Raw genomic sequence first — 26,751 nt, 5'->3', positions numbered from 1 at the left:
ATCCCTTCCCTTAGCCGCGGCCAGCGCCGGAGTAAGGCAGCAGAGCAACTTCGCGGGCGTTCTTGATTGCCTGGGCGATCTTGCGCTGTTCCTGAACGGTAACGCCAGTGACGCGACGAGCGCGGATCTTGCCGCGGTCGGAGATGAACTTGCGCAGCAATGCTACGTCCTTGTAGTCGATGACAGTGATGTCAGCGGCCTTCAAGGGGTTGGACTTTGGTTTGGGCTTACGGAGTTCAGCCTTAGCCATCGTGGAGCTCCTTTTCTATGGAGCCCGTGGATGTTGATCCACGGGATGGTGGTGTTTTTGTGTTTAGAAGGGAGGTTCGGAATCCGGGCCATTGCCCCAGCCGCCAGCGTTGCTGACACCGGGCGTTGCCCAAGGGTCGTCCTGCTGTGCGGGCTGGTTGTTGCCCCAGTTTCCACCGGAGTTGCCGCCCTGGTTTCCACCAGGAGCACCGCCTCCAAAGCCACCGGCGTTGCCGCCGCCGAAGCCACCCTGCTGGTTGCCGTTGCCGGCACCAAACCCGCCGCCGGAGCGCTGGGTGCGGTTGACTTTGGCGTTTGCGTAACGCAGGCTCGGGCCGATTTCATCGACTTCGAGCTCAATGACGGTGCGCTTCTCGCCTTCCTTGGTTTCGTAGGAACGGCTCTTCAAGCGGCCGGAAACAATGACCCGAGTACCCTTTGTGAGGGATTCGGCCACGTTTTCGGCAGCTTCGCGCCACACCGATGCGCGGAGGAACAGGGTTTCCCCGTCCTTCCACTCATTGGACTGGCGATCGAAGGTCCGGGGAGTAGAAGCGATGGTGAAGTTCGCTACTGCTGAGCCAGACGGGGTGAACCGCAGCTCGGGGTCATTGGTGAGATTACCGATGACCGTAATAGTGGTTTCGCCTGCCATCTACTGCCTCCTTGTTCGTTCCTGCGGGGTAAAGATTTGAAGGGGCTGATTACTCAGCAGCAACCTTCTGGTCTTCGGGGCGGATGATCTTGGTACGCATGATCGTCTCGTTGAGAGACAGCTGGCGGTCAAGTTCCTTGGCGGTAGCCGGCTCAGCGGTGAAGTTCACCACGGCGTAGATACCTTCGGACTTCTTCTTGATGTCGTATGCCAGACGGCGACGGCCCCAGATGTCAACCTTTTCGATGGTTCCACCATCGGTAGTGATGACGTTCAGGAACTTCTGAAGCGACGGCTCTACGGTACGCTCTTCGACCTCGGGGTCGATGATTACCATCAATTCGTAAGGACGCATATGTGAACCCACCTCCTTTGGGCTAAGCGGTTACGGTATTTCCGTAACAGGAGGTTCATTTGCGATGCTGTGCATCGCTCCCCCGCCGAAGTTTCGGAAGGAGGGCGCAGCACAGACTTCAATATCTTAGTGCATCTCCTGCACTCAAAGCTATTCGGCCGAATACCGCACCGAAACCAGCCATCGCTCGTATGTGGATAACGTCCAGCTGCAGCGAATACTTGGACCATGACCATCCTCAAGTCGACGATTCTCTTCATCCTCGCGGCAGTCGCCGAGATTGGAGGCGCCTGGCTGATCTGGCAGGCCGTCCGGGAGGGCAGGGCGTGGTGGTGGGCTGGACTCGGCGTCGTGGCGCTGGGCATCTACGGATTCTTCGCAGCGTTCCAACCCGATGCGCACTTCGGGCGGGTGCTCGCCGCCTACGGGGGAGTCTTCATTGCCGGCTCACTGGCGTGGGGGATGCTCATGGACGGCTTCAGGCCGGATCGCTGGGACGTCATTGGCGCCGCTATCTGCATTGTCGGCGTCGGGGTCATCATGTTCGTCCCGCGCACCGGCGGGTGAACCCGCGCAACCAGACGAAAAAACCCCTGGAAGATCATCGACCTTCCAGGGGTTTCCTGTGTGCGCGGAGGGGGACTTGAACCCCCACCCCCTTTCGAGGACTAGCACCTCAAGCTAGCGCGTCTGCCATTCCGCCACCCGCGCAGGGTGATTCGGAGAGCCGGTTTCCTTTTTCTCCGTAACAGCGTCAAAGACACTAACACGAACTTGGCCATTCTGTGGATTCTGACGAGGAAACCGACGGCTAAGGTGGGTCCATGGATGCACTGACCTCGCTTGCCCTCACTGCCGTGTTCGGCGCGATCTTCCTCTACCTCTTGTATTTCGTGGTCCGCTCCGGCGTCAGGGATGGCATTCTCCAAGCCGACGAGCGGCGGGCCGCCAGGGATCACCAGGGCAGCCAGCGCTAGGGTGGACCGCATGAACGCCCCGAGGGTCAGGCGCAGCCGGCTGCGCTTTGTGGTGATGGTCATTGCCGGCGCAATCGCCACGGCTGTCACGGGTTCCACCGGCAACTGGGTGGACGCTCCTGCCGTGGCCTGGGCTGTGGCTGCGTTCATCTACGTGGCCTGGGTGTGGCTGGTGATTGCGCGCCTGGACCCGGAGGGGACCCAACGGCACGCGACATCCGAAGACCCTTCCCGCGGCGTCACGGACCTGCTGATTCTCATCGCCAACCTGGGGAGCCTCGCCGCCGTTGCGGCTGTCATCGTCAATTCACACGCGGACGATACCGCCGCCAGGCTGAATTCCGCCGCGCTGGCGATGGTCTGCGTGGCGCTTTCCTGGATGCTGGTTCAGACGCTCTTCACGCTTCGCTACGCCGAGCTGTATTACAGCCCCGGGGCAGAGGCCGGTGGTGCCGTTGGGGGCATCAGTTTCAACCAGGATCGGCCGCCCCAGTACACCGATTTCGCTTACCTGGCCACGAGCCTGGGCATGACCTACCAGGTTTCGGACACCAATCTTGAAAACCACAGGATCCGGGCCGAGGCGTTGAAGCACAGCCTGCTTTCCTACCTGTTCGGAACCGTCGTCCTGGCCGTGACCATCAATCTGGTGATCGGTCTGGCCCAGTAGCGGTGACAGCGGCCTAGGCCTCCGCGGCATCCGACGGCTCCAGACCGGTCGCGTACCTTCCGGTAGCCGCTCCGAAGGCGGCTTAAACGCGAACGGGACAGCCGCCGTCGTACGTTGACGGCAGCTGCCCCGCAGCGAACAGGCGCTTACGACGCCGGTCGGGAACCTACTTCGGAAAGCGTCCGGCGATTTGGTATTTATTCGTCGGGCCTATCGTGCTTGACGTTGCGCGTGCCGCATGTGCTCTACACGTGCAAGTTGCCCGAGCTGGTTCACGAAACCCGGAAATTGCTCTTCAAGCTCCTCGCTCCGCAGACCGGTCCACCGCGTGGTTCCTTCTTTGCGGGATGAGGTGACACCGGCCTCCCGCAGAGTCTTTAGGTGGTGGCTCATCGTCGGAAGCGGGATATCAACCTCCTCAGCCAACCAGGAGCATGTCCGCTCAGGACCATCCTTGAGGAGCTCAATCACGCGAAGCCTGACTGGATCCGCTACCGCGCGAAGCATGCTGACGACGCTAATACCGCTCAGGTCCGGGTGATGGAGCTGGGGGGCCATGATTCACTCTTCCATGAAGGGCTTTTATACCGCTATTTTCATAATTATGGAAGATTGATTCTAGCATGCCACGTATTGGGTGCGGTTACCTTTCAGATCGTCCGCTACCCGGGCGCGTGACTGACAGTTTGAGCCCTCGAACCGCGTCTCCAGATCGCCTGGAAAATAGGTTGTTGACCAGCAGCGCGGCGATGACGAGGCCGGCACCAAGTAGGGCAGTCACGCTCGGCTGATATCCGCGGATCATGGCTATTGCGAAGGTAACCACCGGGACGAGGTTCATAAACAGGGTGCCGTTCAACGGACCCAGGAGACCAATGCCCTTGTTCCATGACAAGACCGCTACAACGGCAGCGAAGATGATGAGGTAGGCCAGATGCAACCAACCTCCCAGCACGGCCTCCAGTTCAGGTTGAGCAACGTAACCTACTCCCGTAGCGATAAGGACCGCTGCGAAGATGCTGACACAGCCCATCACAGTCGTAAGGGTGGTGTATCGCAGGGCGGACCACCCCGGGAAGCCAGCAGCGCCCCGGGTGTACGTGACCCAACAGATCGCTCCGAGTAAGGCAAGCAATTCACCAAGGCCCAACTGGCCCGTGAAGAGACGACCGTAGTCGCCATCGCTTATGACCAAAGAGACCCCGGCGAAGGCCACCAAAATGGACGCAACCGTGTATCCGGCAGGCAGCTTCCTGGTGGCGATCGCCCCGACGACTGCCCCGATAGCGGGCATCATGGCCATGATGAGGCTGACGTTTGGCGCGCTGGTATATCGGAGGGCCGTAAACGCGAGCAGGCCAAATCCGGCGAATCCGGCAGTTCCCAATACGAACAGCCTGCCCACCCGCCCATCGAAACTCAGTGCCCGAAGACCTTCGGCCCGCCAGAGCATCACTGCGAGTAGAGCAGCAGCGGTGACATACCGGATCAAAGTCATGTGGAATGCGTTAACCGTCGGGGCGAGGTCGTTGGCGATAGGGAACATGCCTCCCCAAATCAAAGGAGGGACCAGGCAGAGGACCAGGCCGCGGGTGGCGGTGGATGAGTGCATTCGGGAAAGCCTTTCTTTCAGGGCTGTAGCGCTAGGCGGTGATGCTGGAGAGCGAGTTGTGGGCCAATGTCCGAGTGGAGTCGAACTTCCCAGTCGAATTGAATCGGAGGCGTTCTACGACGTCGGTCTTGACCGGCATAACGACCCCGCGTAGCCGGGCGCACTGCAATGCCATGTACTGCAGCAGCACTGGGTCGGCGCTGACTCCTGAATCACTAGCCAGAACGATGTTTAGGACGTAGCAGGATGCTGAAACCTGGACCGCCGCCGCAGTGACCCCCGGCAGGAGCCGCAGATCGTCCTCAAGCCCGATGAGATCGCCGCACGCTGCGGCATCGATTTCCAGGCCTGCACGTCCGAGCAGCTCCAATGATCCATTGGGATTGATTCGGCCAACGTCGGAGGTCAGGATGAATTCCTGCCCTCCTAAGTCAATGGTCGGAATAGGCCCTGTTCCGTAGTCACTGGCGTTCATGTAGCTGTGGACAGCCACGCGGCCCGCAGTCCCGACAGGCTGTGGACGACCATGGCCGTCCGTAATGACAATGGTGGTGCCGTCGACCGGGCGCCCGGATGTACGGGGATTCGCAAGGAGATCCATTGGATCCGCAAGGGTATTCAAGCCGGTTTCTGTGGTTCCGTAGTAGGAATGCAGAACAGGCCCCAGCGTCTGATGAACCCTCCCGAGCAGTGTGGCCGAGAGGTGTCTGCCACCCGTGAGAAGGAAGCGCAGGTTGGTTCTAAACTGCCCGCTGTGATCCACTCTCTGCAGTTCAGCAACGACCTCTTCCAGAACAGGTGGAACCAGCAGTGTTGCCGTGATGGAGCTGCCCTTGAGGCTATCGGCCAACGAAATGGGATCGGTGTCTCCAATAACAACCGAGGCTCCCGCCGTCATGAGGGTGCGGGTCCAACCGTGCCCCGACGCATGGGCGAGTGGAAGACCAAGCAGGAAAACGTCTGCCGGACTAAAACCGTATCGGCGGATGAGCATCTGACTTCGGCGCGCTTCGCTTGGTGACGTCCGAATCACCGTCTTGGGCATGCCCGTCGTTCCAGATGTGAAACCCAAGGCGCGGAATGGCCGGCTACGGAAAGCGATCGTTCCTTGTTGTCGGATGCTAGCCAAAGCCACAGCGTCGCGCTGGCATCCATCGGACGAGAGAAGGAGAGCGCCCTCTGCTGATGCTGTCGCGACAATGGCAGGGTTAAGGGCTTCGCGCTGATGAGCGCGGACGGTGTCAGGTTTGGAGGGGTCCAAGGCTACCCACGGCGTACCAAGCGTCGTCAGCGCGCTGGCGAGGATGAACACTTCGGGTGTCGCCTCTGCTTCGATGGCAACGACGTCGCTGTCCTTGGGGAGATTGGCGTCGAGCCACCCCAGAACTCTATGGACATGATGCAGATACTCAGCCCAGGCCAGTTCGTTGCCCCGATGTCGAATAGCCACGTCATGGGGGCTGGCTGATGCCCGGCGGCGAATAATGTCGACGTTTATCACGGCTACTACCTCGATTCAGGCGGGTTGGACGATGTGGAAAACCCGTGCGCCGCTGGCTTCTTCTCGCAGGACAGCTTGCTGTTTGCGCTCACACCACGTGTCACCCGGGACTGCAATAGGAATGCCGGGCGGATAAGGGACGACGTATCGGTCCACAGTTGATCCGAGGCCAAGGGACGGACCGGCAGGTGTGGACGAGGCCGCTCGCCAGGCCAAACCATGCAGAGCGTGAACCAGGTCATCAGCGTCCTGTGCGCTGACGCCGATGTGAAAGTTGAACTGGAGTCCTGCCGGGCTACAACGCGAAACATAGATGCCGTAATCGCCATAGAGCCGACTCCCCGCTTCGACACCGCCGCCGATTGTCCGCGGGTCTATCGTCAGCTTCATTGGATCCTGGACCACACCATCAATGCCTTCAAATGGAGCACGGTCGGCAACCAAGGGGGCTGTCAGAGGATTGGCAGCCAGCCGCTGAGAGACTTCAAGGCGCAGACCAATAGCTTGCTCGATCAACTCGTCCCCGAAAACTTGCGCGTGGTGGCGTGCCAAGTCGAGGGACCCGAGAATAGTCCAAGACGGCGATGTTGTGTGCGTGCTGAAGATGGCGGCTTGGAGGGCCTCACGCGTGGCCTCGCCACCACTCGCCAACAGGATGAATGAGCCCTGCCTCATGGCACACATCGATTTGTGCGCGGATGCCGTCACGACGATGGGCGGCAGGCTGACATCTGCAGACCGAAGCTCGCCCACAGCGCTCATGGCTGTGTATGGGCGAAGCCGTCCCGAGAACGAATGGACCGCTCCCCACGCGGAGTCGATGAGCAGGGCCGTGGAGGGCGACGCCTCTATGAGTCGGGGAAGCACTTCCCGCATATCCAAGATGTAGCCGTCATAGGAGGTGGCCGTTATTACAGCCACCACATAAGGGTCACCCGAGTGTGCAGCAGCAGAGAGCCTACCCGCCATACTGTCGACGTCAGTGAGGGCACTGCCCCTCACATCGAGTGGCGGAACGGTCGTCATCGGCAGCCGCGCCGCCGTCGCCGTAAACATCACTGACTGGTGACACGCGCCGTCAATGAGCACCCTTCCCCCAGCACGAACAAGTGCCATAAGTGCGGCGCGGTTGGAGACCGTGGTCCCGCACGTACCAAAGAAGACCTCTTCGACTCCAAACGCAGACGCAGCCGCTGCTTGTGCCGCAGCGAGCGGTCCGTCCGGCGCAAAGAATGAATCCAGCGCCCTCCCGGAGAAGCTTAGATCGGCGGTCGGAAGCGCACCCCCAAAGAGTTCTTCAAAGCCCCGCCTGGCCACAGCAGGCATGTCCCGCGCCGCGCCCAGAAGCGGCAGCGCGTGGAAAGACCGCACGCCCCGCCCAGCTGCTATGTCCCCAAGCTTGGCCGCCAGCGGTGCAGAACTTGAACTGCTTTGTTCGTCCTTGATTGTCCGGTGCATAGTGAAATCCCCAGTTTCGTAATGCCAAAATTTTGAAATTTTACAAACATGAAAGTATGTTAAGTGGGAGTGCAGTGTCAATAGGACAAAGAGTGCAGCTAGCACAGTCGTCCCGGGCCTGGAGAGTCGCAACACCCGGATCGCACCCGGGATCCATTCGGGATCCACCCCTCGAGGACCCCCAAACTCTCCACCAATGAGCTACCCGAAAGGATTCGAAAATGCCCACCATCGCAGGTACCAACCCGTACACAGGTATACGACTGGAGCCGATAGCGACAGAGAGCAGCGACGTCGATGTCGATCGCATCGCGCGTGGTTCGCGTTCAACATTCGGTTACTTACGGAAACTCGGCCGGGAAGGACGTGCGAGGTTGCTGGAGTCAATCGCGGACGCTGTAGACATTGGGGCTGAGGGACTCATCAAAGCTGCCGATGAAGAAACCGGCATAGGGACAACACGTCTTGCAGCTGAACTCAACCGCTCCACCTACCAGATGCGGTTCTTTGCAGAGGTCCTGCGTGAGGGCAGCTACCTGGAGGCGACCATCGACACAGCCGGGCAGAGTCCCATGGGGCCTAGACCGGACCTCCGAAGGATTCTGCAGCCCATCGGACCTGTAGCCGTGTTCGGCTCCAGCAATTTCCCCTTCGCCTTTTCCATTTTGGGCGGTGACACAGCATCAGCCCTCGCCGCTGGCTGTCCAGTTGTCCTCAAAGCCCACAGCTCACATCCAAAGACTTCCGAACTCTCACACGATGTCATGGTGGCTGCGGCGAGGAACTTCGGGGCACCAGACGGAACCATCGGGATCGTCTTTGGTCAAGATGCCGGCAGCGCCCTTGTCAGACACCCACTGATTCAAGCGGTGGGTTTTACCGGCTCTCTGAGCGGCGGCACTGCTCTCCTGAACGTCATCAACAGCCGACCCCAGCCGATACCTTTCTACGGCGAGCTCAGCAGTCTGAACCCATTGATTGTTACGCCAAACGCGGCAATGGAGCGAGGGGCAGAAATTGGCGCCCGGCTCGCGGCCTCCATCACAACATCGGCCGGTCAGCTTTGCACCAAGCCCGGAGTAGCCTTTGTTTCGGAAGGACCGGATGGAGACGCCTTGGTGAGAGCCCTGGCGGAGGAACTCTCGGCTATTACCGTTGCCCCACTACTGAATCAGCGCATCTTCGAAGAGTACGGCTCCATCACCAGCGCCTTGGATGACCTCGACGGTGTCCAACGGATCACTCCCAGGGTCGCTCAGGCCGAGAAGGGCTTCCACGTCAGTCCCGCTGTGTTCAGCATCAAGGCGTCGAAACTGGGACCGGAAGTAGTTCGCGAATGCTTCGGCCCCTCAGCACTCATTGTCCGGTACAGCACCCTCCCTGAACTGGAGAGCGCGCTCACCACCATGCTCGGCTCGCTAACCGTAACGATCCATTTCGGCACGGGGGACGAGAACCTAACGGCACGATTGACCGAGCTTTCCGTGCCGTTTGCAGGTCGCATTCTCTACAACGACTACCCCACCGGCGTGAACGTCAGCTGGGCACAGACTCACGGCGGCCCGTGGCCGTCTACAAACACACTCCACACTTCGGTGGGGTCGACTGCAGTCCGTCGATTCCTTCGGCCAGTAACGTTTCAAGACGCACCCGCCTCACTGCTTCCCGCTGAACTCCAGGACGGGCCCAACACGATTCCGCGGCGCATGAACGGCCGGTTGACACTGCCCGATGGGCCAACGTCACGATAGAACTCTGCGGCCCGACTCGTACTACGCCCGATACCCCCCTAAGGTGAGCCCCTTCCGTCAGCGGCTTAAACGCAAACGGGGCAGCCGCCGTCGTACGTTGACGGCAGCTGCCCCGCAGCGAACAGAAGCTTACGACGCCGGTCCGGAACTTACTTCCGCGGGCTTGGCTTCCGCTGCGGCCGGGTGGGCCGGGGGGCCGGCCTTCCGGTAACGCAACACGCCGATGCCGACCACCACGACGGCCAGGGCAAGCGAGAGGAACAGCGACTGGCGGGTAGATTCGAGGATCACCATGCCCACAATGAGCGCCACGATGCTGGCGATCGCAATCCACGTAAGGTACGGGAAGAACCACATCTTGAGTTCGAGGCTCTTTGCGGCGTCACCCATACGCCGGCGAAGGATGAGCTGGGATGTGGCGATGACCAGCCAGACGAACAGGGCGATCGCGCCGGAGGTGTTCACCAGGAACAGGAACACGGTGTCCGGAGCCAGGTAGTTCAGGCCAACGGTAATGAAACCCACCACGGTGGAAGCGAGGACGGCGGCTGCCGGGACACCGCGCTTGTAGATCTTGGTCCAGGACTTGGGCGCATCTCCACGCTGCGAAAGGGAGAACAGCATGCGGCTCGCCGTGTAGAGGCCCGAGTTCAGGCAGGACAACACCGAGGTCAGGACCACGATGTCCATGATGGTACCCGCGCCGGGGATGCCGTACAGCTCAATGACTGCGACATACGGGCTCTTGGCCACGGAGGCACTGTTCCAGGGCAGGAGGGTAACCACGATCGCAATGGAACCGATGTAGAAGATGAGGATCCGCCATACCGTGGACTTCACGGCTTTCTTCACCGCGTCCACTGGATTGGCTGATTCGCCGGCAGCAATGGTCGCGATTTCGGCGCCGAAGAAGGAGAAAACCACCACCAGGATTCCGGCCAGCACGGCGCCGGGACCGTTCGGCATGAAGCCGCCCTGGTCCAGCAGGTTCGCCACGCCCGGGGCGGAAACACCCGGGAACAGGCCGAGGATCGCGGCGATGCCGGCGAGGAGGAAGATCACGATTGCTGCCACCTTGATGGAAGCGAACCAGAATTCGAACTCACCGTAAGACTTCACCGAACCGAGGTTGGTCAACGTCAGCAGGACCATCAGGACAAGGGCCCAAACCCACTGGTCGACACCTGGAACCCAGCGATGCATGATGGCCGCACCGGCGGTCGCCTCGATGCCGAGGACGATGATCCAGAACCAGGCATACAGCCAGCCGATGCTGAAGCCGGCCCAGCGGCCCAGGGCCTTGTCCGCATAGGTGGAGAAGGAGCCGGTCTCGGGATTGGCGGCAGCCATTTCGCCGAGCATGCGCATCACGAGAATGACCACAAGGCCCGCGGCCAGATACGCCACGAGGATACCCGGACCTGCCTGCTGGATCGCCGCTCCGGAGCCCACAAAGAGACCTGCACCGATGACGCCGGCAATGGCGATCATGGACAGGTGGCGGGGCTTCAGTGACTTGGAAAGTTGTTGGTCAGCGTGCATGGATGAGCGCCGTCCTTAGTGTTCTGGGAAAGGCCCTCGACTGATGTGCACTGGGCCACTTGGCTTTCCACACTAGCCAGCGAGGTTCCGGCCTAAGCTGTGCGAACGTACATTTTGATGTTGAGCGAAACAGGAGGATGCACAAAATGTATAGCTTGAGGCATCATTTGTTTCGCTGCAAGCACTATCGAAACGAGCCTGAAACGACTCCTTGACGCTTTAGCCTGTGGGTCCGGTCACACCGCGCTTGCGAAGAACCTCTCAACAACCGTCGCCAGCAAGTGCGGGTCCTCCACGCCACACAACTCCCTGGCGGAGTGCATGGACAGCAGCGGAACGCCCACATCAACGGTCCGGATGCCCAGCCGCGTCGCAGTGAGCGGACCGATGGTTGAGCCGCACGGAATGTCGTTGTTGGAAACGAACTCCTGGTAGCGCACGCCCGACTCCTCGCAGAGGCGTGCCCAGAAGGCGGCGCCCGTGGCATCCGTGGCATAGCGCTGGTTGGCGTTGATCTTCAGCAGCGGGCCACCGTTCAGCAGTGGCCGGTTGGTGGGATCATGGCGCTCCGCGTAGTTCGGGTGGACGGCGTGGCCCGCATCCGCAGAAACACAGAACGACGCCGAGAGGGCCTGCCGCCGCTGGCTCACCGAAGCGCCGAAACCATCGGAAATCCGGGTCAGGATGTCCTCCAGGAACGGGCCACACGCGCCGGACCGGGAGTTGGAGCCGATCTCCTCATGGTCAAAGGCAGCCAGGACGGCGATCGGTCCATTGGCTGGCGCGGCGGCGGAGTGGGCGAGCAGCGCCACCAACCCGGCGTGGGTTGAGGAAAGGTTATCCAATCGGCCCGACGCGAAGAACTCACCGTTGGCCCCGAAAACTGCCGGCGCCTGCGTGTCTGCCACCACGACGTCGTAACCGCCGATTTCCGCAGCATCCACAGCTGCCCCCTCGACGCGCGAGGCGAGCAGGCCCAACAAGTCCTCCCCGGCGGGATCGCCGAGACCGAAAATGGGGTTCATGTGCTGCTGCTTGGACAGCGTCAGGCCTTCGTTCACGGCCCTGTCCAAGTGGATGGCCAGTTGCGGGAAACGCAGGAGCGGACCGGTGGCAGTGAGGTGCTGGGTGCCGTCACGCATCACCAAACGGCCTGCAAGCTGCAGTTCCCGGTCCAGCCACGAGTTGAGCAGCGGGCCGCCATAGACCTCAACACCCGCCTGCAGCCACCCGAACTTCCCGGTGGTGGGTTTGGGCTTGAGCTTGAACGACGGCGAATCAGTGTGCGCCCCGAGGATGTTGAAGCCGCTGGTTGCACCGGCGTTGGCCGGCGTGACCCAGGCAACCAGGGCACCGTCACGGATCACGTAGTAGTTGCCCGGGCCGCCCTCCCACGGTTGAAGCTCATCAAGCCCGGTGAAACCCGCAGCATCCAAGCGTCGGGCCGCCTCGTGCACTGCGTGGAAACTCGACGGCGACGCCGAAACAAAAGAGCCGAGGTCCTGGATGTGGTCTGCTGCGGAGGCGTTCGAAGGCATGACCCCGAGTCTAGTCCCGCTGCGCCGACGCGCCGGGCTACACCGTGACGTTCAGTGCAGCCGTGTAGCCACCGGCCACTGAGCCGGACATAGTCGCGAGTTGGTATATGCCGCCGTCGTCACCAAAGACATTGTCCGAAGTCAGCGTCGTGTTGGGGAAGTTCTTGGCGCTGCTCTCGTATCCGCTCGACGCATAGACCTCATTGCAGGCCGCCTCCGTCAGGGCGATCTGGGACACGGCCAGGACTTGGCCCGCGGAGCTGGTGTTGGTCAGCGACTCAAATACTTCAAAGTGAATATGTGGCCACCGGCCGTTGTAGGCCCCTGGATAGATGGTGATGAACGTAAGCTGCCCGTTGGCGTCGGTCTCCTGCACTCCGCGGAGGTAGTTCTCGTTTTCCAGGCCACTGTCGTAGAGGGAGTACTTCCCGTTCCGGTCGCAGTGCCAGGCGTACACAGCCGCGCCGGCCAACGGGGAGCAGCCGTTCGCGTTGTCCAGGAGGGTCAGGGTTACCGTCAGCGGTACCCCCTCGGCCTTGGTGGTGGAGGTGCCGAAGCTGGACGTGATGTCCTTGCGCACCACTCCCGAGGCCTCCAGCACATTGGGACCGTTGGAGCCATCGCCCGGGTACGGACCCACCGTCTCCTGGGGAATCTCCACGCCACATTCTGCGAAGGCCCTGGTTACCGTGCTCGTTGCGGAAGGCGAGGCGGTCGCGGTTTCAGCCGATGTCGCAGTCGCCGCCGCACTGGCAGAGGACGACGGCGTGGCGCTGCTGCCTCCCGTACCCGGCGTACAGGCTGCCAAGGCTGCTGCCGTTCCCGCACCGAAGAGGACACCCAGCGTCCGTCTGCGATTCAGGATCGTTGACAGGTCGAATTCAAGTCCGCGATCGTGGTTGGGATGCGGCTGGTCTTCCTCCGGGGAAGCTTGCGTGAGGCGCTGGAGTGAAGTCATGCCTCCATCAAACGCGGGCAGCCTATGGCTTGTACATGGTGAAGCTGTGCCGGGGCTGTGGGTCAGTAATCCGGGTTGCTCGGGACCACCAGGCCCGTCTCATAGGCGTAAACCACCACTTGCACGCGGTCCCGCAGCTGGAGCTTGCTGAGGATCCGCCGGACGTGGGTCTTCACCGTGGCCTCGGACAGGAAGAACTTGTGCGCAATCTCGGCGTTGGACAGGCCCTCGGCGATGGTGGTGAGGATTTCGGTTTCACGCGGCGTGAGCTCGTCCAGGAGCGGATCCCGGTGCGGGGCTGGAGCCAGTCCCGGCGCATGCCCGCCACGGACATAAGTTTCGAGCAGCCGTTGCGTGACCCGCGGCGCCACAACAGCATCCCCGCTGGCTACCAGGCGCACTGCATGCACCAATTCGGCGGGCGCCACATCCTTGAGCAGGAACGCCGAGGCGCCGGCCTGCAAACCCGAGAACGCGTACTCGTCGAGGTCGAAGGTGGTCAGGATGATCACCCGGGAATCCGAGCCTGCGTCCGAAATCCGCCTGGTGGCCTCAATACCGTCCATGGCGGGCATGCGGACATCCATGAGCACCACGTCAGGGTGCAGCTCCGCGACCAACCGCACGGCCTCCGCCCCATCCGAAGCTTCGCCCACCACGGTGAAATCGTCCTCACCCTCCAGGATGAGTCGGAACCCCATCCGAAGCAGTGGCTGATCGTCCACCAACAGGACCTTGATCATGCTGTCCCCAGTCATTCTTCCCCCTTATCGCCGTTCCAGCGCAGCTGGGCGTGTACTGCCCAGCCGCCGCGTTTTCCAGGACCGGCAGTCACGATTCCAGCATAAATTCCCGCACGCTCACTCATCCCTGCGATGCCTTGGCCTGATCCGATGCTGCTCGCCAGGTCCCCGCCACCCTCCCGGGTTCCACGGCCGTCGTCGAGCACGTCAATGGTGACCAAATCGCCGTCGCGGGTTATCTGCACGTCCACCCGGCTCAGCGACCGGCCGTAGCGAAGGACGTTGGTCAGCGATTCCTGGACGATCCTGTACACCGTCAATTCGAACGCGGGGTCGGCGGGCAGCGCCGGGCCCGTATGGGCGTAGTGCAGGGGCAGGCCGGCGGTGCGGAACCCGTCCAAGAGTTTCCCCAGGTTATGGCCCGACTCCAAGGGTGCCAAAGGTGCGGGCCGCCCGGAATCGTCACGGAGAACGCCCAAGACACGCCGCATGTCGGCCAGGGCGGCCCTGCCGGTCCTGGACAGCTCGTTCAGCACGTCGCCTGCGCGTTCCGGATCCTTCTTGACCACCACAGCAGCCCCATCGGAAAGGCTGATCATCACCGTCAGCGAATGCGCCACAACATCGTGCATCTCGCGGGCAATCCTGTTGCGCTCCGTGACCTTGCCCAGCTGCGTTGTCCGCGCCACCCACGCAGCAATTTCCGCCTCGTGTTCACGCCGCTGCCGCACCGAAATACCGATTCCAGTAGCCAGGAGGTTGGACAACATGATGGTGACGGCCGTGGCGATGTTGTTGATGAGATGGAAATTCTCCGGCACGTCCTGAAGCGTGTCCAGATTGGTGGGACTGGTCCACATGAACAGGTACAGGAGGCTCAACGGCAGGCTCGCCGCCACGAAAACCAGCAGCGCGAGAGGCCGCTTCTTCGCGGTCGCCACCGCATAGAGGGCGAACCACAAACCAGCAGAAACGTTAGAGCCCCACGGGTTGAGGATGGTGGCCGCCACTTCGAAAAGCACGACGGCGGTAACCACCTGGAGCGGATAGCGTCGCCTGAAAGCCAGGACAGTCGCAATCAGCAGCAACAGCGACATCGCCAGCCACTTGCCCTCGCTGCCGGACGCAATGATGGTGGGCAGGGCAAGGATCACGTAGCAAAGGACCACCACGGCGTCCATGGCCCGCGGACGCTCGTAGAAGTACCGCCGGACACGGCCGCGCCGCCGTTGGGCGATTTCGGCGAAGGACGCGTCGGCCGCTGTGGCCAACGCGTCCCTCGCCTGTGGAGCTTCAGTCATGGATCGAGCCTAGACCGCCTAGACGTCCCGCTTCTTGATGGCGAACACGGCGGGGATGAGGAAGAGCAGGATGTAGCCGAGGAAAACCAGCCCGCCCTGCCACGGATCCAGTACGCCGTCCGTGTGCCCGATCGCCAGGAAGCGACCGCCTGCCTCGCTGGGGATGTACTGGGGGACGTACTTCCAGAAGTCGCCGGGAACAAGGCTCAGGAACCCGGAAGCAATGGAAAGGACAAAGAAGAGGGCGACCAGCACGGTAACGCCGCCTGCGGAGTTGCGGAGCAGCGTACCCAGTGAGAGACCAATGAGGGCCACGCCTGCAACGTAGAGGCCACCGGTGAAGATGCTGTACATGACGCCGTCGGTGGACCAGTCGAGCTTGATGTCGAGGCCCTGGAACACCGGCATGGCGATCAGGAAGGTGAGGACTGCGGCGATGGTGGTGATCACGTAGGAAATGACAACCAGGAGCAAAGCCTTGGCCGCAAAAGCCGGAATGCGCTTCGGAACAGCGTTCATGGTGGACCGGATCATCCCCGTGGCGTACTCCGAGGAGATGAAGAGCACGGCCAGTGCACCGAGGACCAGGGTGCCGATTTGGATTCCGGCGTTCGGCAGGTTGTAGAGGTCGAACCCGGAGCCCGCCGGGAACTGCTGCGTGATCATCTCGGCAGTCACCGGCTGGCCGGCGTTCTTCGCTTCCTTGATCATCTGGTCGATAAACGTGAACCGGATGAGGACGGCCAGCGCACCGACACCCACGGTGGCAATGAGTGTCAGGGCCAGCAGGATCACCGTCGACGTGAGGGACCGGAGCTTGATCCATTCGGACTTCACAACACCGGCAAAGGTCACACCCCGCCCGGCCGCAGATACATGGGCAGGTGCGTTCGTTCGGCTTTCAGTCATGGTGCTCATCGTCCTTACTTTCCTTCCGCTGCGGCGGCGATGGGCTCGCCAGTGAGATGGGAGTGATATTCAACCTCGTCCTTGGTGAGGTTGAAATAGGCCTCTTCCAGGGAGGAAACCTGCGGAGTCAGTTCGTAGATCAGAACCTGGTTGTCCAGCGCCACCTGGGCGATCTCACGAGGCTGCAGACCAACAACTTCCAGGGTTTCGGTCTCGTTCTGGTCCACACGGACGCCGTCACCCACCAACAACGTGGACAGTCGGCTTGCCGCCGAAGTACGCACCAGGGTCTTGGCCTGCTGGGCGCCGGCAATGATGTCCTGCATGGGCGCATCGGCAATGATCCTGCCCCGGCCAATCACGATCAGGTGGTCCGCGGTCTGGGACATCTCACTCATGAGGTGGCTCGACAGGAAGACGGTCTTGCCTTGGCTGGCGAGGTAACGCACCAAATTGCGAACCCACAGAACGCCTTCGGGATCCAAACCGTTTACCGGTTCGTCGAGGATCAGCGTTTGCGGGTCACCGAGCAACGCAGCCGCGATTCCAAGCCGCTGGCCCATGCCCAAGGAGAACCCACCGGCCTTCTTCTTGGCCACCGCGCCCAGGCCGGTCATTTCGATGACTTCGTGGACCCGCGACGTGGGGATGTGGTGGGTGGCAGCCATTGCCAGCAAGTGGTTGTAGGCACTGCGGCTGGTGTGCACGGCCTTGGCGTCCAGCAAGGCGCCCACTTGGTGCAGCGGAGCCTTGTGCTGGGCGTAGTGGAGGCCGTTGACCGTGACATCACCTGATGTTGGCCTGTCCAGCCCCATGATCATGCGCATCGTTGTGGACTTGCCGGCGCCGTTCGGGCCAAGGAAGCCCGTCACCCGGCCAGCCTGGACCGTGAAACTGACACCGCCAACGGCGGTCTTTTCGCCGTAGACCTTCGTCAGGCCTTTTGCTTCGATCATGGAAGCGTTCCCCTCCCTGGGCACGTGTCCGTGCGGATGAGTAGTGAATGCGGATGAGTAGTGAATGTACTTAAAACGCTAGTCACACGAAGGAAGGAAGTCGCCTGTCTCAGGGATGATTCAGGGTTCAGTCAGGGTAATCCTCGCGGATGACCGAAACAGCTCAGACCGCCGGGTCGAGGGGTGAATAGACCCGCAGGTTCCGCGGCTTGACCACGAATTCGGCGCTGCGGACACCGGCTTTCGGCTCCCCATCGACAGCCAGCACCAACGGCTCCCCGATCGACTCGATGTGCACCTTGGTCCCCTCGGTCAGGTGGGTCACCCTGGATGCGGCCACAGTTCCCGTCACGGTGGCCCACAGCAGTCGGGCCCGCGCGAACGGCTCATCCGCAGTGATCATGCGCAGATCGAACAATCCGTCGTCCAGCACCGGACGTCGAAGCGGCGCGTGGTCCCTGGGGTAATACCTGCCCCGGCCCATGTACAGGATCCACAGCTTGTGCCTGACGCCATTCACCAACAGGGTGGTGGGGGAATTGACCGCGAACGTCCGCAGCGATGCCACCAGGCCGGCGAGGGGCTTGCCCAATGCCGGCTGCAACCGTTCACGGCGCCGGACAAGGTTGGGGTAAACCCCTACGCTGGCCGTGTTGAGCATCGTCAATTCGCTGGTTTCCGGCAGCTCCGGCAGGCCCCTCTGCATAACGACGTTGCCAAGATCCACCAACGCGCCAGACCCATCGGCAGCCGCTTTCAAGACGTCGTCCATGGATCCGACGCCGAGGTCGCGGGCAAAGTGGTTCAGTGTTCCGCCCGGCAGCACCAGGAGTGGCAGGGAATGTACGACGGCGGCAGCTGCCGCCGTGCCAACGGTCCCGTCACCGCCCCACACGCCCAGGGCAATAATGCCGGCCCGGGTGGCCGCTGCCTCAATTTCGTGCCCGATGTCTTCGCCTTCGGCAATCTCATGAATATGCGCTTTGGGAAATATCTTTCGGAGAAGATCGCCAGTCTCCGGCGAGTAGGAGCCGCCCATGGCATTGACCGCAATACTCAACCCATCGCCGTCGGATATCTTCGGGAGTTCCACGGGCGTCCGCCGCGGAGTGGGCTCCGGGGGCTTGGCCGGCCACCATTTCCGCGTCACGATGGCCGAACCCACTCCCAAGGCCGAACCCAGCACCACATCAGACGGCCAATGCGCACCCGTATGGACCCTCGAGTAGGCAACGCCGGCAGCAACGGGAGCCAGGGCAAGGCCGATGGCCGGTGAAACCAGCCCGGCTCCAACAGCAAACGCAACGGCAGAAGCGGAATGGCCCGACGGCATGGACGAACTGACGGGCTGCGGATTCACGAAACGGAAAACAGGCAGATGTTCGGGCAATGGCCGCCTGCGGGGGAGTGCCGTCTTGAAAACCAGGTTGGTCACCGCCGAGGCCACGCCAAGGGCAAGCAGGCCGTGCAAGGCAGCGCGGCGGGGCTTTCCCGGAACCGTGGCCATGAGGCCCGCGATGCCGAACCACAGTTTGCCCTTGGTGGCCGCTGCTGAGAGCCGCCGGAAGAAGTCGTCGTGCTCACCCTGGGGCTGGCGTGAGACAGCCCTCACCAGGAAGTGATCAAACCTGGCGACGTGCTTTGGACCTTTACGCAGGAAGCCTTGCATCTGACCAGCGTAACGCCGATGCCGACGGTTGCCCGGCGCCTCCCCGGCGGTTCCAGCCCCGGTGGCTACCATGAGTGGATGGCCCGCCTCCTGCAACCGCGTCAACGGCCCACATGGCAGATCGCAACACCGGCCGTGCTGTTGCTCACCGCTTTTGTTGTTCCGGGCCTGCTCATCCTCGCGGGAAACGGCGAGCCGGCGTTCAACGGCGTGGACACGCTGTGGCAGGCTTACGTCTTCACCCTGCACACGCCCCTCTGGGACCAAGTGAATGTGGTGCTGAACAGCGTGGGCTACGTGGGGATGGTCGTCCTGCAGCTTCTTCTCGGCGTGATTCTCTTGCTGTGGCAACGGCCCAGGACGGCCCTCTTCGTGATGGTCGCGGGGGTGACTGCGCTTGCCCTCACCCAGCTGGCCAAGGTAGTGGTGGGCCGCCAACGTCCCGAGGGAGCCAAAGTCCTGACTGACACGGGCTCATACCCTTCAGGGCATGTGTCGGCCACAACCACCTTCCTGGTAGTCACGGTGGTGCTTATCGACCGGCTCTGGATCAAAGCGTTGGCCGCACTCGGGATTCTGGCCATGATGATCAGCCGGACCTATCTGTCAGCGCACTGGCTCAGCGATGTCCTCGGCGCCGCTTGCCTGGGGACGGGCCTTGTCCTGCTGCTGTGGGTGCCATTTCGCCGCATATGCATTGCCGAGAATGAAAGCACCGGCCCTATTTGGCGGGCAAAGGCTTCGCAACACCGGCAAGCAGCAGGGCCACAAGAATAGGCGCGCCAATAGCCAGCAGGGCGTTGTGGATGCCCGTGTGGTCACCCAGGTAGCCCAGCAGCGGGGGCCCGGCCAGGAATGCGACGTAGCCAATGGTGGAGACCACCGAGACGCGCGCTGCGGCGTGCCGCGGATCGTCCGCCGCAGCGGACATACCCATAGGGAATGCCAAGGCTGCGCCAATGCCCCACAGGGCAGCGCCAACAGCCGCCAGGACCACGTTGTCCGCGAAGACAAACAGCGCCAGGCCAACCGCCGCGGCGGCCATGCTGGCACGGAGCACAGTTACCCGGCCGAACTTGTCGATCGCCTTCCCGCCCACGAACCGCATGGCCGTCATTGCTGCCACGAAGAGCGCGAAGAGCAGCGCACCCGTTGCCTCGGAGGAGCCAAGTCCGTCCACAGCGGCCTTGGCTATCCAGTCGTTGCCCGCACCTTCGGTCAGCGTGGCACCCAGGACAACCACGCCGATGAGCAGCGTCCTGCCATCCCGCCAAGCCGACGTGCCCTTGGAAGCCGCCGGACCGTCGTCGTGCGTTTCAGCCACCGCAGCGTGGTGCGGAAGAAAGAAGCGCGGGGCGGTGAGCGAGAGGGTCACGGCGATGGCCGCGATCACCAGCAGGTGCACGGGCAGGCCCACACCGATTTGGGAGAGCCCGGCGCCGATCAGGGCGCCAACGAACGCGCCGCCGCTGAAGGCCGCGTGGAATTGCGGCATGATGGTGCGCTTAAGCCGGTGCTCGACTTCGGCGCCCTCAATGTTCTGCGCCACGTCCCACAAGCCGATGCCAATACCGAAGAAAAACAGCGCAATGGCGGTCGCCGGAACCGAAGCCGCCATGAGCGAGAGGGCGATCGCCGTTCCCGCACCGCCGGCCACGATGCCCGCAAGCCTCACCGTGTTGGCGGTTCCGATGCGGCCTACCACCCACCCGGCCGAAGGCAGCGCAACGAGGGAACCTACGGCGGTGCACAACAGCAGGGTGCCCATCTGTCCCGAGGTGAGGCTGAGCGCCTCGGTCACGGCGGGAATACGGGCCGCCCAGCTGGCGAAGACCAGGCCGTTCATGCCAAAGACCAGGAATGTGGCGATTGCCGCGGCGTTCACGTTCGGTAAGGTTCGGGTGCTGGTGGTCATGCAATCACAACTTCCACGGAGAGTTTGTCGAGCCGGGCAAGGTCTTCTGGGGAGAGTTTGAGGTCTGTCACGATCACGTCCACAGCCTCCATGGCGGCAACCAACGCCACCGCGCTGGCATTCCATTTACTTCCGGAGCCGGCGGCTATCACCCGGGCGGCCGACTCAAGTCCGGAGCGCTTCACGGCGGCATCGTCGAGGTCGTGCGCCAGGAGCCCGTCTTTGAGGTTGAAGGCGCAAGGGGTGACGATCGCGGTGTCGAAGCGCAACGAACGGATGTTGGATTCGGCCATGGGTCCACGGAATGATTGTTCGCCCGGGATAAGACGGCCGCCGGGCAAAATGAGTTCGGCGCGTCCCCCGGCCAGCGCGTCCACGCTGTGAAGGGACATGGGCATGACGGTGAGGTCGCGGTTGGACAGCCTGCGCGCGATTTCCGTGGCCGTGGATCCGCTGTCCAGCCACACGTGCTCACGGTCCCGGAGGAGGCCGTCAACAATTGCTGCGATCCGTAGTTTGGACTCGTGCTCTTCAAGTTCACGCTGGCCGTAGCCAGGATTATCGCCGCGCGCCAACAGGCTGCGGGCGCCACCGTGGACCCTCTTCAGCACTCCGTTGGCCGCAAGGATCTCCAGGTCCCGCCGGATGGTGGCTCCGGAGGCTCCGCACTCGGCCACCAACTCGTCAACCGTCACCGCCTCGCGGGTGCGCAGCAGCTCCCCGATGTAGCGGTGGCGGTCGGCAGTCTTCATGGTTCCAGCCTAACAAGCAGACGCGCACTTAATCACTTTTTGTGATCATTTGCTCACCCCCGGACGCTCTCTCACCTAACACCCCTTTAAATCGGATCGCTCTCGCAGTGGGTGCGAGAGCGATCCCGTTTAAGGGCGATTCGGTGAGAGAGCGTCGGGTTAGCGGGCGCGCTCTACCCGCTTCTCGTCCCACACCGGCTCTTCGGATTCGTACACTTTGCCGTCCGAGCCGAACACCAGGAAACGGTCGAAGGACTTGGCGAACCAACGGTCGTGCGTCACGGCAAGGACAGTGCCCTCAAAGGCATCAATCGCCCGTTCAAGAGCCTCGCCCGAATGCAGGTCGAGGTTGTCCGTAGGCTCGTCGAGGAGCAGCAGGGTAGCGCCGGACAACTGCAGCAAAAGGATCTGGAAACGCGCTTGCTGGCCACCGGACAATGACTCGTACTTCTGCTCCGACTGGCCGGCCAATCCATACGAATCCAGCGCACCCGCAGCCGCCTCACGGGGCAACCCGGACCGGTGCTCGTCACCCCGGTGCAGGATCTCCAACAAGGTCCGCCCCAAAAGGTCCGGCCGCACGTGGGTCTGGGCAAAGAACCCGGGACGGATGCGGGCACCAAGCTTGACGGTGCCTTCGTGCGGAACCTCGGCGATCACGACGTCGGACACCGGCAAATGCTCACGCTCGGGGTCGGTTCCACCGGTAGCGAGCAAACGCAGGAAGTGGCTCTTGCCCGAGCCGTTGGACCCCAGCACACCCACCCGGTCCCCGAACCAGATCTCCGTGGAGAACGGCTTCATGAGCCCGGTCAGTTCCAGTTTCTCGGCCACGACTGCCCTCTTGGCGGTCCGTCCACCCTTGAGGCGCATGCGGACGTTCTGTTCGATGGGCAGGGCCTCGGGTGGTCCCGCTTCCAGGAACTTGGCCAGCCGCGTCTGTGCAGCCTGGTACCGGTTGGCCATGTCGGAGCGGAACGCGGCCTTGTTCTTGTACATGTTGACGAGTTCCTTGAGCTTCACGTGCTCCTCGTCCCAACGCTTGCGGAGTTCCTCGAAACGGGCGTTACGGTCCGCGCGCGCCTCCACGTAGGAGCCAAAACCGCCGCCGTGAATCCATGCACCGGCACCATTGATGCCCGGCTCCAGCGTCACGATCCGGCCGGCCGCATTGTTCAACAACTCGCGGTCGTGGCTGATGAACAGCACAGTCTTCTTGGATTCATTGAGTTTCGATTCCAGCCAGCGCTTGCCGGGCACATCGAGATAGTTATCGGGCTCGTCCAGCAGCAGGAGCTCATCCGGGCCCGCGAACAGTGCTTCCAACACGAGCCGCTTCTGCTCGCCGCCGGACAGGGTGGAAGCCCGGCGGAACTGTGCCTTGTCGAAGGAAATCCCCAGGGCGGCCATGCAGACCTCGTCCCACACGGTTTCCACGTCGTACCCGCCGGCGTCACCCCAGTCCACGATTGCCTGGGCATAGCGCATCTGGGTGGGCTCGTCGTCGTGCTCCATCATGGCCAGCTCGGCTTCCTCAACGGCTTTGGCCGCCTTGGCGAGGCCCGGCTGGGCGGTAGAGACCAACAGGTCCCGAACAGTGGATTCATCGCGGACCTGGCCCACGAACTGGCGCATGATGCCCATGTTTCCCGAGCGTCCAACCACACCTTCGTCCGGAGTGAGATCGCCCGCGATGATCTTGAACAGCGTGGTTTTGCCGGTACCGTTCGGGCCGATCAGCGCCGTCTTGGTGCCATCAGGAACCTTAAAGGTCACGCCGTTGAGCAGTTGGGTGCCGTCGGAGAGGAAGTAGTCGATGCCGGAAACGTCAATATGGGCCACTGCCCCATCTTCCCATGGTGGGAGTTAATGCTCGACGGCGGCACTTGCCTGGGCGGGCACGGAACCATGGGCGGCGTCGAACCATTGGCCGGCAGGGGACCTTTGCGGGTCAGGCGTCAGGCTTCCGCCGCGCAAACCCGGGTGCGTGCTCAGGACGAGGGCCAAACGCGATCATCCGCGCGGGCAGCTTGCGGAAGCCCGGGAAATGGCGGATGACGAACAGCAGCGGCTTGGGTGGCCTGGGCTCATGTCCTGCCATGACCCGGGCGAACACTCCCCGGTGCAGCACGCGCTGGAACGTCTGGACGAGCACTGTTGGGAGCCAACGGCGCTTTTGCACGGCAGCGAGGTGGCTTTCGTCCAGGGTTGAGCTGAGCAGGGCGGGTGCCAGGATCCGGGCAGCGGCCACCGCATCCTGGACGGCCAGGTTGATGCCTACCCCTCCGGCCGGCGACATGGCATGTGCTGCGTCTCCGATCAGCAACAAGCCAGGCCGATGCCATCGGCTGAGCCTGTTGAGCTTGACGTCCAGGAGGTGGACGTCATCCATGGAGCGGATGGTGTCCACGCGATCCGCGAGGTCCGGACGCAGCCGTGAAATGCGGTCGCGGAAAGCCTGTGCACCCTCTCGCCTCAGATCCGCGTCCAACCCCTTCGCTGCCAGATAGGCAATCTGGTGGTAGTCCTTGCGGGTCAGGCTGAGCAGCACGTCCCCGCGCCCAAACCGCGGAGAAATGGACGCCACAGGATCGTGTTCCGAAGCCGTCCGGGGAAGCCGGAACCACCACGTATCGAACGGCACGGAGAACTCACGGGGCACCATTCCCGCTCGTTGGCGGATGATGGAACCCCGTCCGTCACAGGCAACCGTGAGTCCGGCCCGCAGTTCCCCGGTATCCATGGTTTCGCCGGATTGGGGATCCCGTGTACGGAACCTGACTCCTTCCACGGCGCCTGCAGCATCCCTCACCACGTCCGTTGCCTCGGTGTTCATAAGCAGCGTGAAAGTCGGCTCCTGCCGGGCCGCTTCCACCAGGAAGTCCAACAGATCCCATTGGGGCACCATGGCCACATAGTTGTACGGCGCCTTGAGGAGGCCGAAATCAGCCAGGACCACGGATTCGCCGTCTTCGGTGGGCAGCCGGAAGTTGTTCAGTTGGCTTTGGGGCAGCCGTCGGAACCCTTCACCCAGGCCCAGTTCATCGAGGAGCCGCACGGTGGAAGCGTGCACGGTGTCACCGCGGAAGTCACGCAGGAAATCAGCGTGCTTCTCCAGCACCGTCACGCGGAGCCCGGCACGCGCCAGCAATAGTCCCAGGACAATTCCTGCCGGCCCTCCGCCGACCACCAAGCACTGGGTATTGCTGGTTTCCATGGTTACTCCCTCATCATCCGGCAGCCGTCAGGAAGGTCTTCAGCAAAGGGCCGCTGGTGGTGGCGCCGAGTCCACCGTCTTCGACGAACACGGCCACTGCGAGGTCACCGTGCACTGCCACAATCCACGCGTGCGTTTTCGGCGGATCGTCGTTTCCGAATTCGGCAGTTCCCGTCTTGGCGCCCACGGGTGCTCCGGGAACCTGTGCCAGGAACCCGGCGTGCCCGGAGGTCACTACGGCACGCATCATGTCCGAAAGGGACGCGGCTTCTTCCTTGGTGATCGGCTTGGTGGATGCAGGTGACGCCGGGGCCATTGCCGTAGCGGACGACGGCGATGCGGTGCCGCCTTCCGCGGTGGCCGTACCGGCGTCGGGGTTCTGTTGGGTTCCCGCGGCGTCGGCGTTGAGCACCAGTTGGGGCGAAACGGGCGCTCCGTTGGCAACGGAGGCAGCCATGACAGCCGCTGAGAGCGGCGAGAACAGCACCTTGCCTTGCCCGATCATGGACGCCGCGTGCTCGGTGCCGGCTGCCTCGCCCGGAACGGAACCGAGGAAGGCATCGGCACCCAGTTTGGGGGCCTCTACAGCAACGCCCAGCGCCGTGGCAGCCGATTCGAGTTGATCCTGGCTGACTGTGTCGCGGGCGTTGATGAACGCCGTGTTGCAGGAGTGGGCAAAAGCGTCGGTCAGTGTGACGTTGCCCAGCGAACTTTCGGGATACCCCTCGGAGTTCTTGAAGGTCCTGCCATCCACGGTCACCGTGGAGGGACAGTCAACCTTGGAGTCCGGCGTGGCACCGTTCCGGAACATCGCCAGGGAATCAACAATCTTGAACGTGGAACCGGGTGCATACTGGCCCAGCAGTGCTGTGTTGTAGCCGTTGCTGCCCGGCCCGGACGCCGCAGCAAGCACTGCGCCCGTTGACGGTTTGAGGGCAACGATTGCCGATGCTGGTCCAACGCCGGCCAGTGTCTCTTCGGCCAGTTGCTGGAGCTTAAGGTCCAGCGTGGTTTTCAGCGTGGTCCCCGCTTCCGCGGGAGTGGAGAAGAGCACCTTGGTTTCCGGCGTTGCGCCTTCGGCCGCAGGCTCGGCGGTGGCAACAACTTCCACGCCGTCCTTGCCGCGAAGCAAGGAGTCGTATTTCTGTTGCAGCCCGCCCGTACCGGTGGTATCCCCGGCGCGCAGGGCGCCGTTGGACTTTTCGATCTGTTCGGCGCTGGCCTGGCCAACACTGCCCAGGAGTGCGCGCGCGAAAGTGCGCGTGGGGGCAAGGGCCATGGAGTCGAGGATGCTCACACCACCCGGGATGGCCTTGATCTTGGCTTCAGTGATATCCGCTGTGTAGGCGCGCAGGACGATGCCCTCCACGAAGGCCTGTGGTCCGGAGCCTGCCACTTGCTTGGCGTAGTCCTCTGCATCCAGGCCGAGCAGTTCAGCCATGGCCCGGGCCGAGGCGTCCCACTTGTCTTCGGAGGTTTTGGTTTTGTCGATACCAACCCGGAAGACAGGCCGATCTTCGACGATCGGAGCGTCCCCGGAACCCAGGATCTGCCCGCGCTGGGCAGCTACAGTCTTTGCCGAGAGCGTTTGGCCATCAGCGAGCTCCGGGGCAAGGAGGGACGGAGACCACTGGACTGCCCATTTGTCGCCTGACTTCTTGAGGGTCGCTTCCCGGCTGTATTCCCACTTGGCCGAGCCGATGTTCCAGCTGTAATTGAGGGGGAAGGTGGCCTTGTCGCCGTCGAGTTTGAGGTCCCCGGACTGGACGGATGGCTTGGCGTCAAGGCCTCCCACTACGGCTTTCAGTTCATCGTTGGCCGCCGCCGCGTCCTTCCCGTCGAAGGCGAGTTGCCCGACGTCGAGCGCTTCCAAGGCGGAGGCCAGCTGTTTTGCGGCACTCTCCGCTCCAGAGCGGCCGTCATCGCAAGCGGTCAGCGAACCGGCCATCACCAGCGTAACGAGACCAAGGACCAGGTTCCGAAGTTTCCCCATTTGCGCCATTATGCCGGGTTCCACTGACAG

Annotated in this window: 25 protein-coding genes and 1 tRNA gene; 5 read left to right on the top strand and 21 right to left on the bottom strand. The window is 62.5% G+C overall.

What is annotated here, in order from left to right; genetic code table 11:
• Nucleotides 1-10 precede the first annotated feature (10 nt).
• From rpsR to rpsF, 3 genes are all read right to left on the bottom strand, one after another.
• A complete protein-coding gene (gene rpsR / locus ACIQTZ_RS11285) occupies nt 11-250 on the bottom strand; it encodes a 30S ribosomal protein S18 (protein ID WP_003800144.1) in 240 nt (79 codons plus the stop codon).
• Nucleotides 251-313: 63 nt separating this feature from the next.
• Complete coding sequence (locus ACIQTZ_RS11280; protein ID WP_397324155.1) at nt 314-904, bottom strand: single-stranded DNA-binding protein; 591 nt, start codon at nt 902-904, stop codon at nt 314-316.
• 49 nt (nt 905-953) lie between these two features.
• Nucleotides 954-1,259, bottom strand: a complete 306-nt coding sequence (gene rpsF, locus ACIQTZ_RS11275) for a 30S ribosomal protein S6 (protein ID WP_397324157.1) — start codon at nt 1,257-1,259, stop codon at nt 954-956.
• Between the two features lie 228 nt (nt 1,260-1,487).
• On the opposite strand from rpsF, the gene ACIQTZ_RS11270 reads away from it, so the two are divergent.
• Complete coding sequence (locus tag ACIQTZ_RS11270; RefSeq protein WP_402980436.1) at nt 1,488-1,826, top strand: YnfA family protein; 339 nt, start codon at nt 1,488-1,490, stop codon at nt 1,824-1,826.
• Between the two features lie 61 nt (nt 1,827-1,887).
• Here ACIQTZ_RS11270 and ACIQTZ_RS11265 read toward each other — a convergent pair.
• Nucleotides 1,888-1,970, bottom strand: a tRNA-Leu gene (locus tag ACIQTZ_RS11265).
• A 113-nt stretch (nt 1,971-2,083) separates the two neighbouring features.
• Here ACIQTZ_RS11265 and ACIQTZ_RS11260 point away from each other — a divergent pair.
• Both ACIQTZ_RS11260 and ACIQTZ_RS11255 read left to right on the top strand, forming a co-directional pair.
• Nucleotides 2,084-2,236, top strand: coding sequence for a hypothetical protein (locus tag ACIQTZ_RS11260; protein WP_402948584.1), 153 nt, complete (start codon nt 2,084-2,086; stop codon nt 2,234-2,236).
• Between the two features lie 10 nt (nt 2,237-2,246).
• On the top strand, nt 2,247-2,906 hold the full coding sequence (locus tag ACIQTZ_RS11255) for a DUF1345 domain-containing protein (RefSeq protein ID WP_402948587.1): 660 nt from the start codon (nt 2,247-2,249) through the stop codon (nt 2,904-2,906).
• Nucleotides 2,907-3,116: 210 nt separating this feature from the next.
• Here ACIQTZ_RS11255 and ACIQTZ_RS11250 read toward each other — a convergent pair whose 3' ends face one another.
• The 4 genes from ACIQTZ_RS11250 to ACIQTZ_RS11235 form a co-directional block, all read right to left on the bottom strand.
• Nucleotides 3,117-3,413: an ArsR/SmtB family transcription factor gene (locus ACIQTZ_RS11250; protein WP_402980568.1), complete on the bottom strand. Its 297-nt coding sequence runs from the start codon at nt 3,411-3,413 to the stop codon at nt 3,117-3,119.
• A 136-nt stretch (nt 3,414-3,549) separates the two neighbouring features.
• A complete protein-coding gene (locus tag ACIQTZ_RS11245; protein WP_402948592.1) occupies nt 3,550-4,518 on the bottom strand; it encodes a DMT family transporter in 969 nt (322 codons plus the stop codon).
• A 31-nt stretch (nt 4,519-4,549) separates the two neighbouring features.
• Nucleotides 4,550-6,019 carry a class I adenylate-forming enzyme family protein gene (locus ACIQTZ_RS11240; protein WP_402980433.1) on the bottom strand — a complete coding sequence of 490 codons (1,470 nt, stop codon included), beginning with the start codon at nt 6,017-6,019 and terminating at the stop codon, nt 4,550-4,552.
• Nucleotides 6,020-6,034: 15 nt separating this feature from the next.
• A complete protein-coding gene (locus ACIQTZ_RS11235) occupies nt 6,035-7,477 on the bottom strand; it encodes a hypothetical protein (RefSeq protein WP_402948727.1) in 1,443 nt (480 codons plus the stop codon).
• Between the two features lie 221 nt (nt 7,478-7,698).
• On the opposite strand from ACIQTZ_RS11235, the gene ACIQTZ_RS11230 reads away from it, so the two are divergent.
• Nucleotides 7,699-9,228 carry an aldehyde dehydrogenase (NADP(+)) gene (locus ACIQTZ_RS11230; protein WP_402980430.1) on the top strand — a complete coding sequence of 510 codons (1,530 nt, stop codon included), beginning with the start codon at nt 7,699-7,701 and terminating at the stop codon, nt 9,226-9,228.
• Nucleotides 9,229-9,357: 129 nt separating this feature from the next.
• Here ACIQTZ_RS11230 and ACIQTZ_RS11225 read toward each other — a convergent pair whose 3' ends face one another.
• The 8 genes from ACIQTZ_RS11225 to ACIQTZ_RS11190 form a co-directional block, all read right to left on the bottom strand.
• The gene (locus tag ACIQTZ_RS11225; RefSeq protein ID WP_402980427.1) at nt 9,358-10,770 is read right to left on the bottom strand and encodes an amino acid permease; all 1,413 of its coding nucleotides are present in this window, start codon (nt 10,768-10,770) and stop codon (nt 9,358-9,360) included.
• 236 nt (nt 10,771-11,006) lie between these two features.
• Nucleotides 11,007-12,308 carry a M18 family aminopeptidase gene (locus tag ACIQTZ_RS11220; RefSeq protein WP_402980424.1) on the bottom strand — a complete coding sequence of 434 codons (1,302 nt, stop codon included), beginning with the start codon at nt 12,306-12,308 and terminating at the stop codon, nt 11,007-11,009.
• 37 nt (nt 12,309-12,345) lie between these two features.
• Complete coding sequence (locus ACIQTZ_RS11215) at nt 12,346-13,266, bottom strand: intradiol ring-cleavage dioxygenase (protein WP_402980421.1); 921 nt, start codon at nt 13,264-13,266, stop codon at nt 12,346-12,348.
• Nucleotides 13,267-13,328: 62 nt separating this feature from the next.
• Nucleotides 13,329-14,024 (bottom strand): response regulator, encoded by a 696-nt coding sequence (locus ACIQTZ_RS11210; protein WP_400334982.1) that lies wholly within the window; start codon nt 14,022-14,024, stop codon nt 13,329-13,331.
• Nucleotides 14,021-15,310: a sensor histidine kinase gene (locus tag ACIQTZ_RS11205; RefSeq protein ID WP_402980418.1), complete on the bottom strand. Its 1,290-nt coding sequence runs from the start codon at nt 15,308-15,310 to the stop codon at nt 14,021-14,023. The genes ACIQTZ_RS11210 and ACIQTZ_RS11205 overlap by 4 nt, the downstream gene beginning before the upstream one ends.
• 18 nt (nt 15,311-15,328) lie before the next feature.
• The gene (locus tag ACIQTZ_RS11200) at nt 15,329-16,219 is read right to left on the bottom strand and encodes an ABC transporter permease (protein WP_402980415.1); all 891 of its coding nucleotides are present in this window, start codon (nt 16,217-16,219) and stop codon (nt 15,329-15,331) included.
• Between the two features lie 14 nt (nt 16,220-16,233).
• On the bottom strand, nt 16,234-17,175 hold the full coding sequence (locus ACIQTZ_RS11195; protein WP_402980412.1) for an ABC transporter ATP-binding protein: 942 nt from the start codon (nt 17,173-17,175) through the stop codon (nt 16,234-16,236).
• Between the two features lie 163 nt (nt 17,176-17,338).
• The gene (locus ACIQTZ_RS11190; RefSeq protein WP_402980409.1) at nt 17,339-18,844 is read right to left on the bottom strand and encodes a bifunctional phosphatase PAP2/diacylglycerol kinase family protein; all 1,506 of its coding nucleotides are present in this window, start codon (nt 18,842-18,844) and stop codon (nt 17,339-17,341) included.
• Here ACIQTZ_RS11190 and ACIQTZ_RS11185 point away from each other — a divergent pair.
• Nucleotides 18,812-19,621, top strand: coding sequence for a phosphatase PAP2 family protein (locus ACIQTZ_RS11185; protein ID WP_402980406.1), 810 nt, complete (start codon nt 18,812-18,814; stop codon nt 19,619-19,621). The genes ACIQTZ_RS11190 and ACIQTZ_RS11185 overlap by 33 nt on opposite strands.
• Here ACIQTZ_RS11185 and ACIQTZ_RS11180 read toward each other — a convergent pair.
• The 5 genes from ACIQTZ_RS11180 to ACIQTZ_RS11160 all read right to left on the bottom strand — a co-directional run bounded on the left by ACIQTZ_RS11180 (nt 19,566) and on the right by ACIQTZ_RS11160 (nt 26,721).
• The gene (locus tag ACIQTZ_RS11180) at nt 19,566-20,759 is read right to left on the bottom strand and encodes an MFS transporter (protein ID WP_402980403.1); all 1,194 of its coding nucleotides are present in this window, start codon (nt 20,757-20,759) and stop codon (nt 19,566-19,568) included. The two genes, ACIQTZ_RS11185 and ACIQTZ_RS11180, sit on opposite strands and share 56 nt — an antisense overlap.
• Nucleotides 20,756-21,511 (bottom strand): DeoR/GlpR family DNA-binding transcription regulator, encoded by a 756-nt coding sequence (locus ACIQTZ_RS11175; protein ID WP_402980400.1) that lies wholly within the window; start codon nt 21,509-21,511, stop codon nt 20,756-20,758. The genes ACIQTZ_RS11180 and ACIQTZ_RS11175 overlap by 4 nt, the downstream gene beginning before the upstream one ends.
• A gap of 159 nt (nt 21,512-21,670) precedes the next feature.
• A complete protein-coding gene (locus tag ACIQTZ_RS11170; protein WP_397324198.1) occupies nt 21,671-23,353 on the bottom strand; it encodes an ABC-F family ATP-binding cassette domain-containing protein in 1,683 nt (560 codons plus the stop codon).
• Nucleotides 23,354-23,462: 109 nt separating this feature from the next.
• Nucleotides 23,463-24,728 (bottom strand): FAD-dependent oxidoreductase, encoded by a 1,266-nt coding sequence (locus ACIQTZ_RS11165; protein WP_402980397.1) that lies wholly within the window; start codon nt 24,726-24,728, stop codon nt 23,463-23,465.
• A gap of 13 nt (nt 24,729-24,741) precedes the next feature.
• Nucleotides 24,742-26,721, bottom strand: coding sequence for a penicillin-binding transpeptidase domain-containing protein (locus tag ACIQTZ_RS11160; protein ID WP_402980394.1), 1,980 nt, complete (start codon nt 26,719-26,721; stop codon nt 24,742-24,744).
• Nucleotides 26,722-26,751 lie beyond the last annotated feature (30 nt).

Source organism: Paenarthrobacter sp. NPDC090520 (assembly GCF_044769205.1).
GTDB lineage: Bacteria > Actinomycetota > Actinomycetes > Actinomycetales > Micrococcaceae > Arthrobacter.
This window is presented reverse-complemented; position numbering and strand designations above follow the sequence as displayed.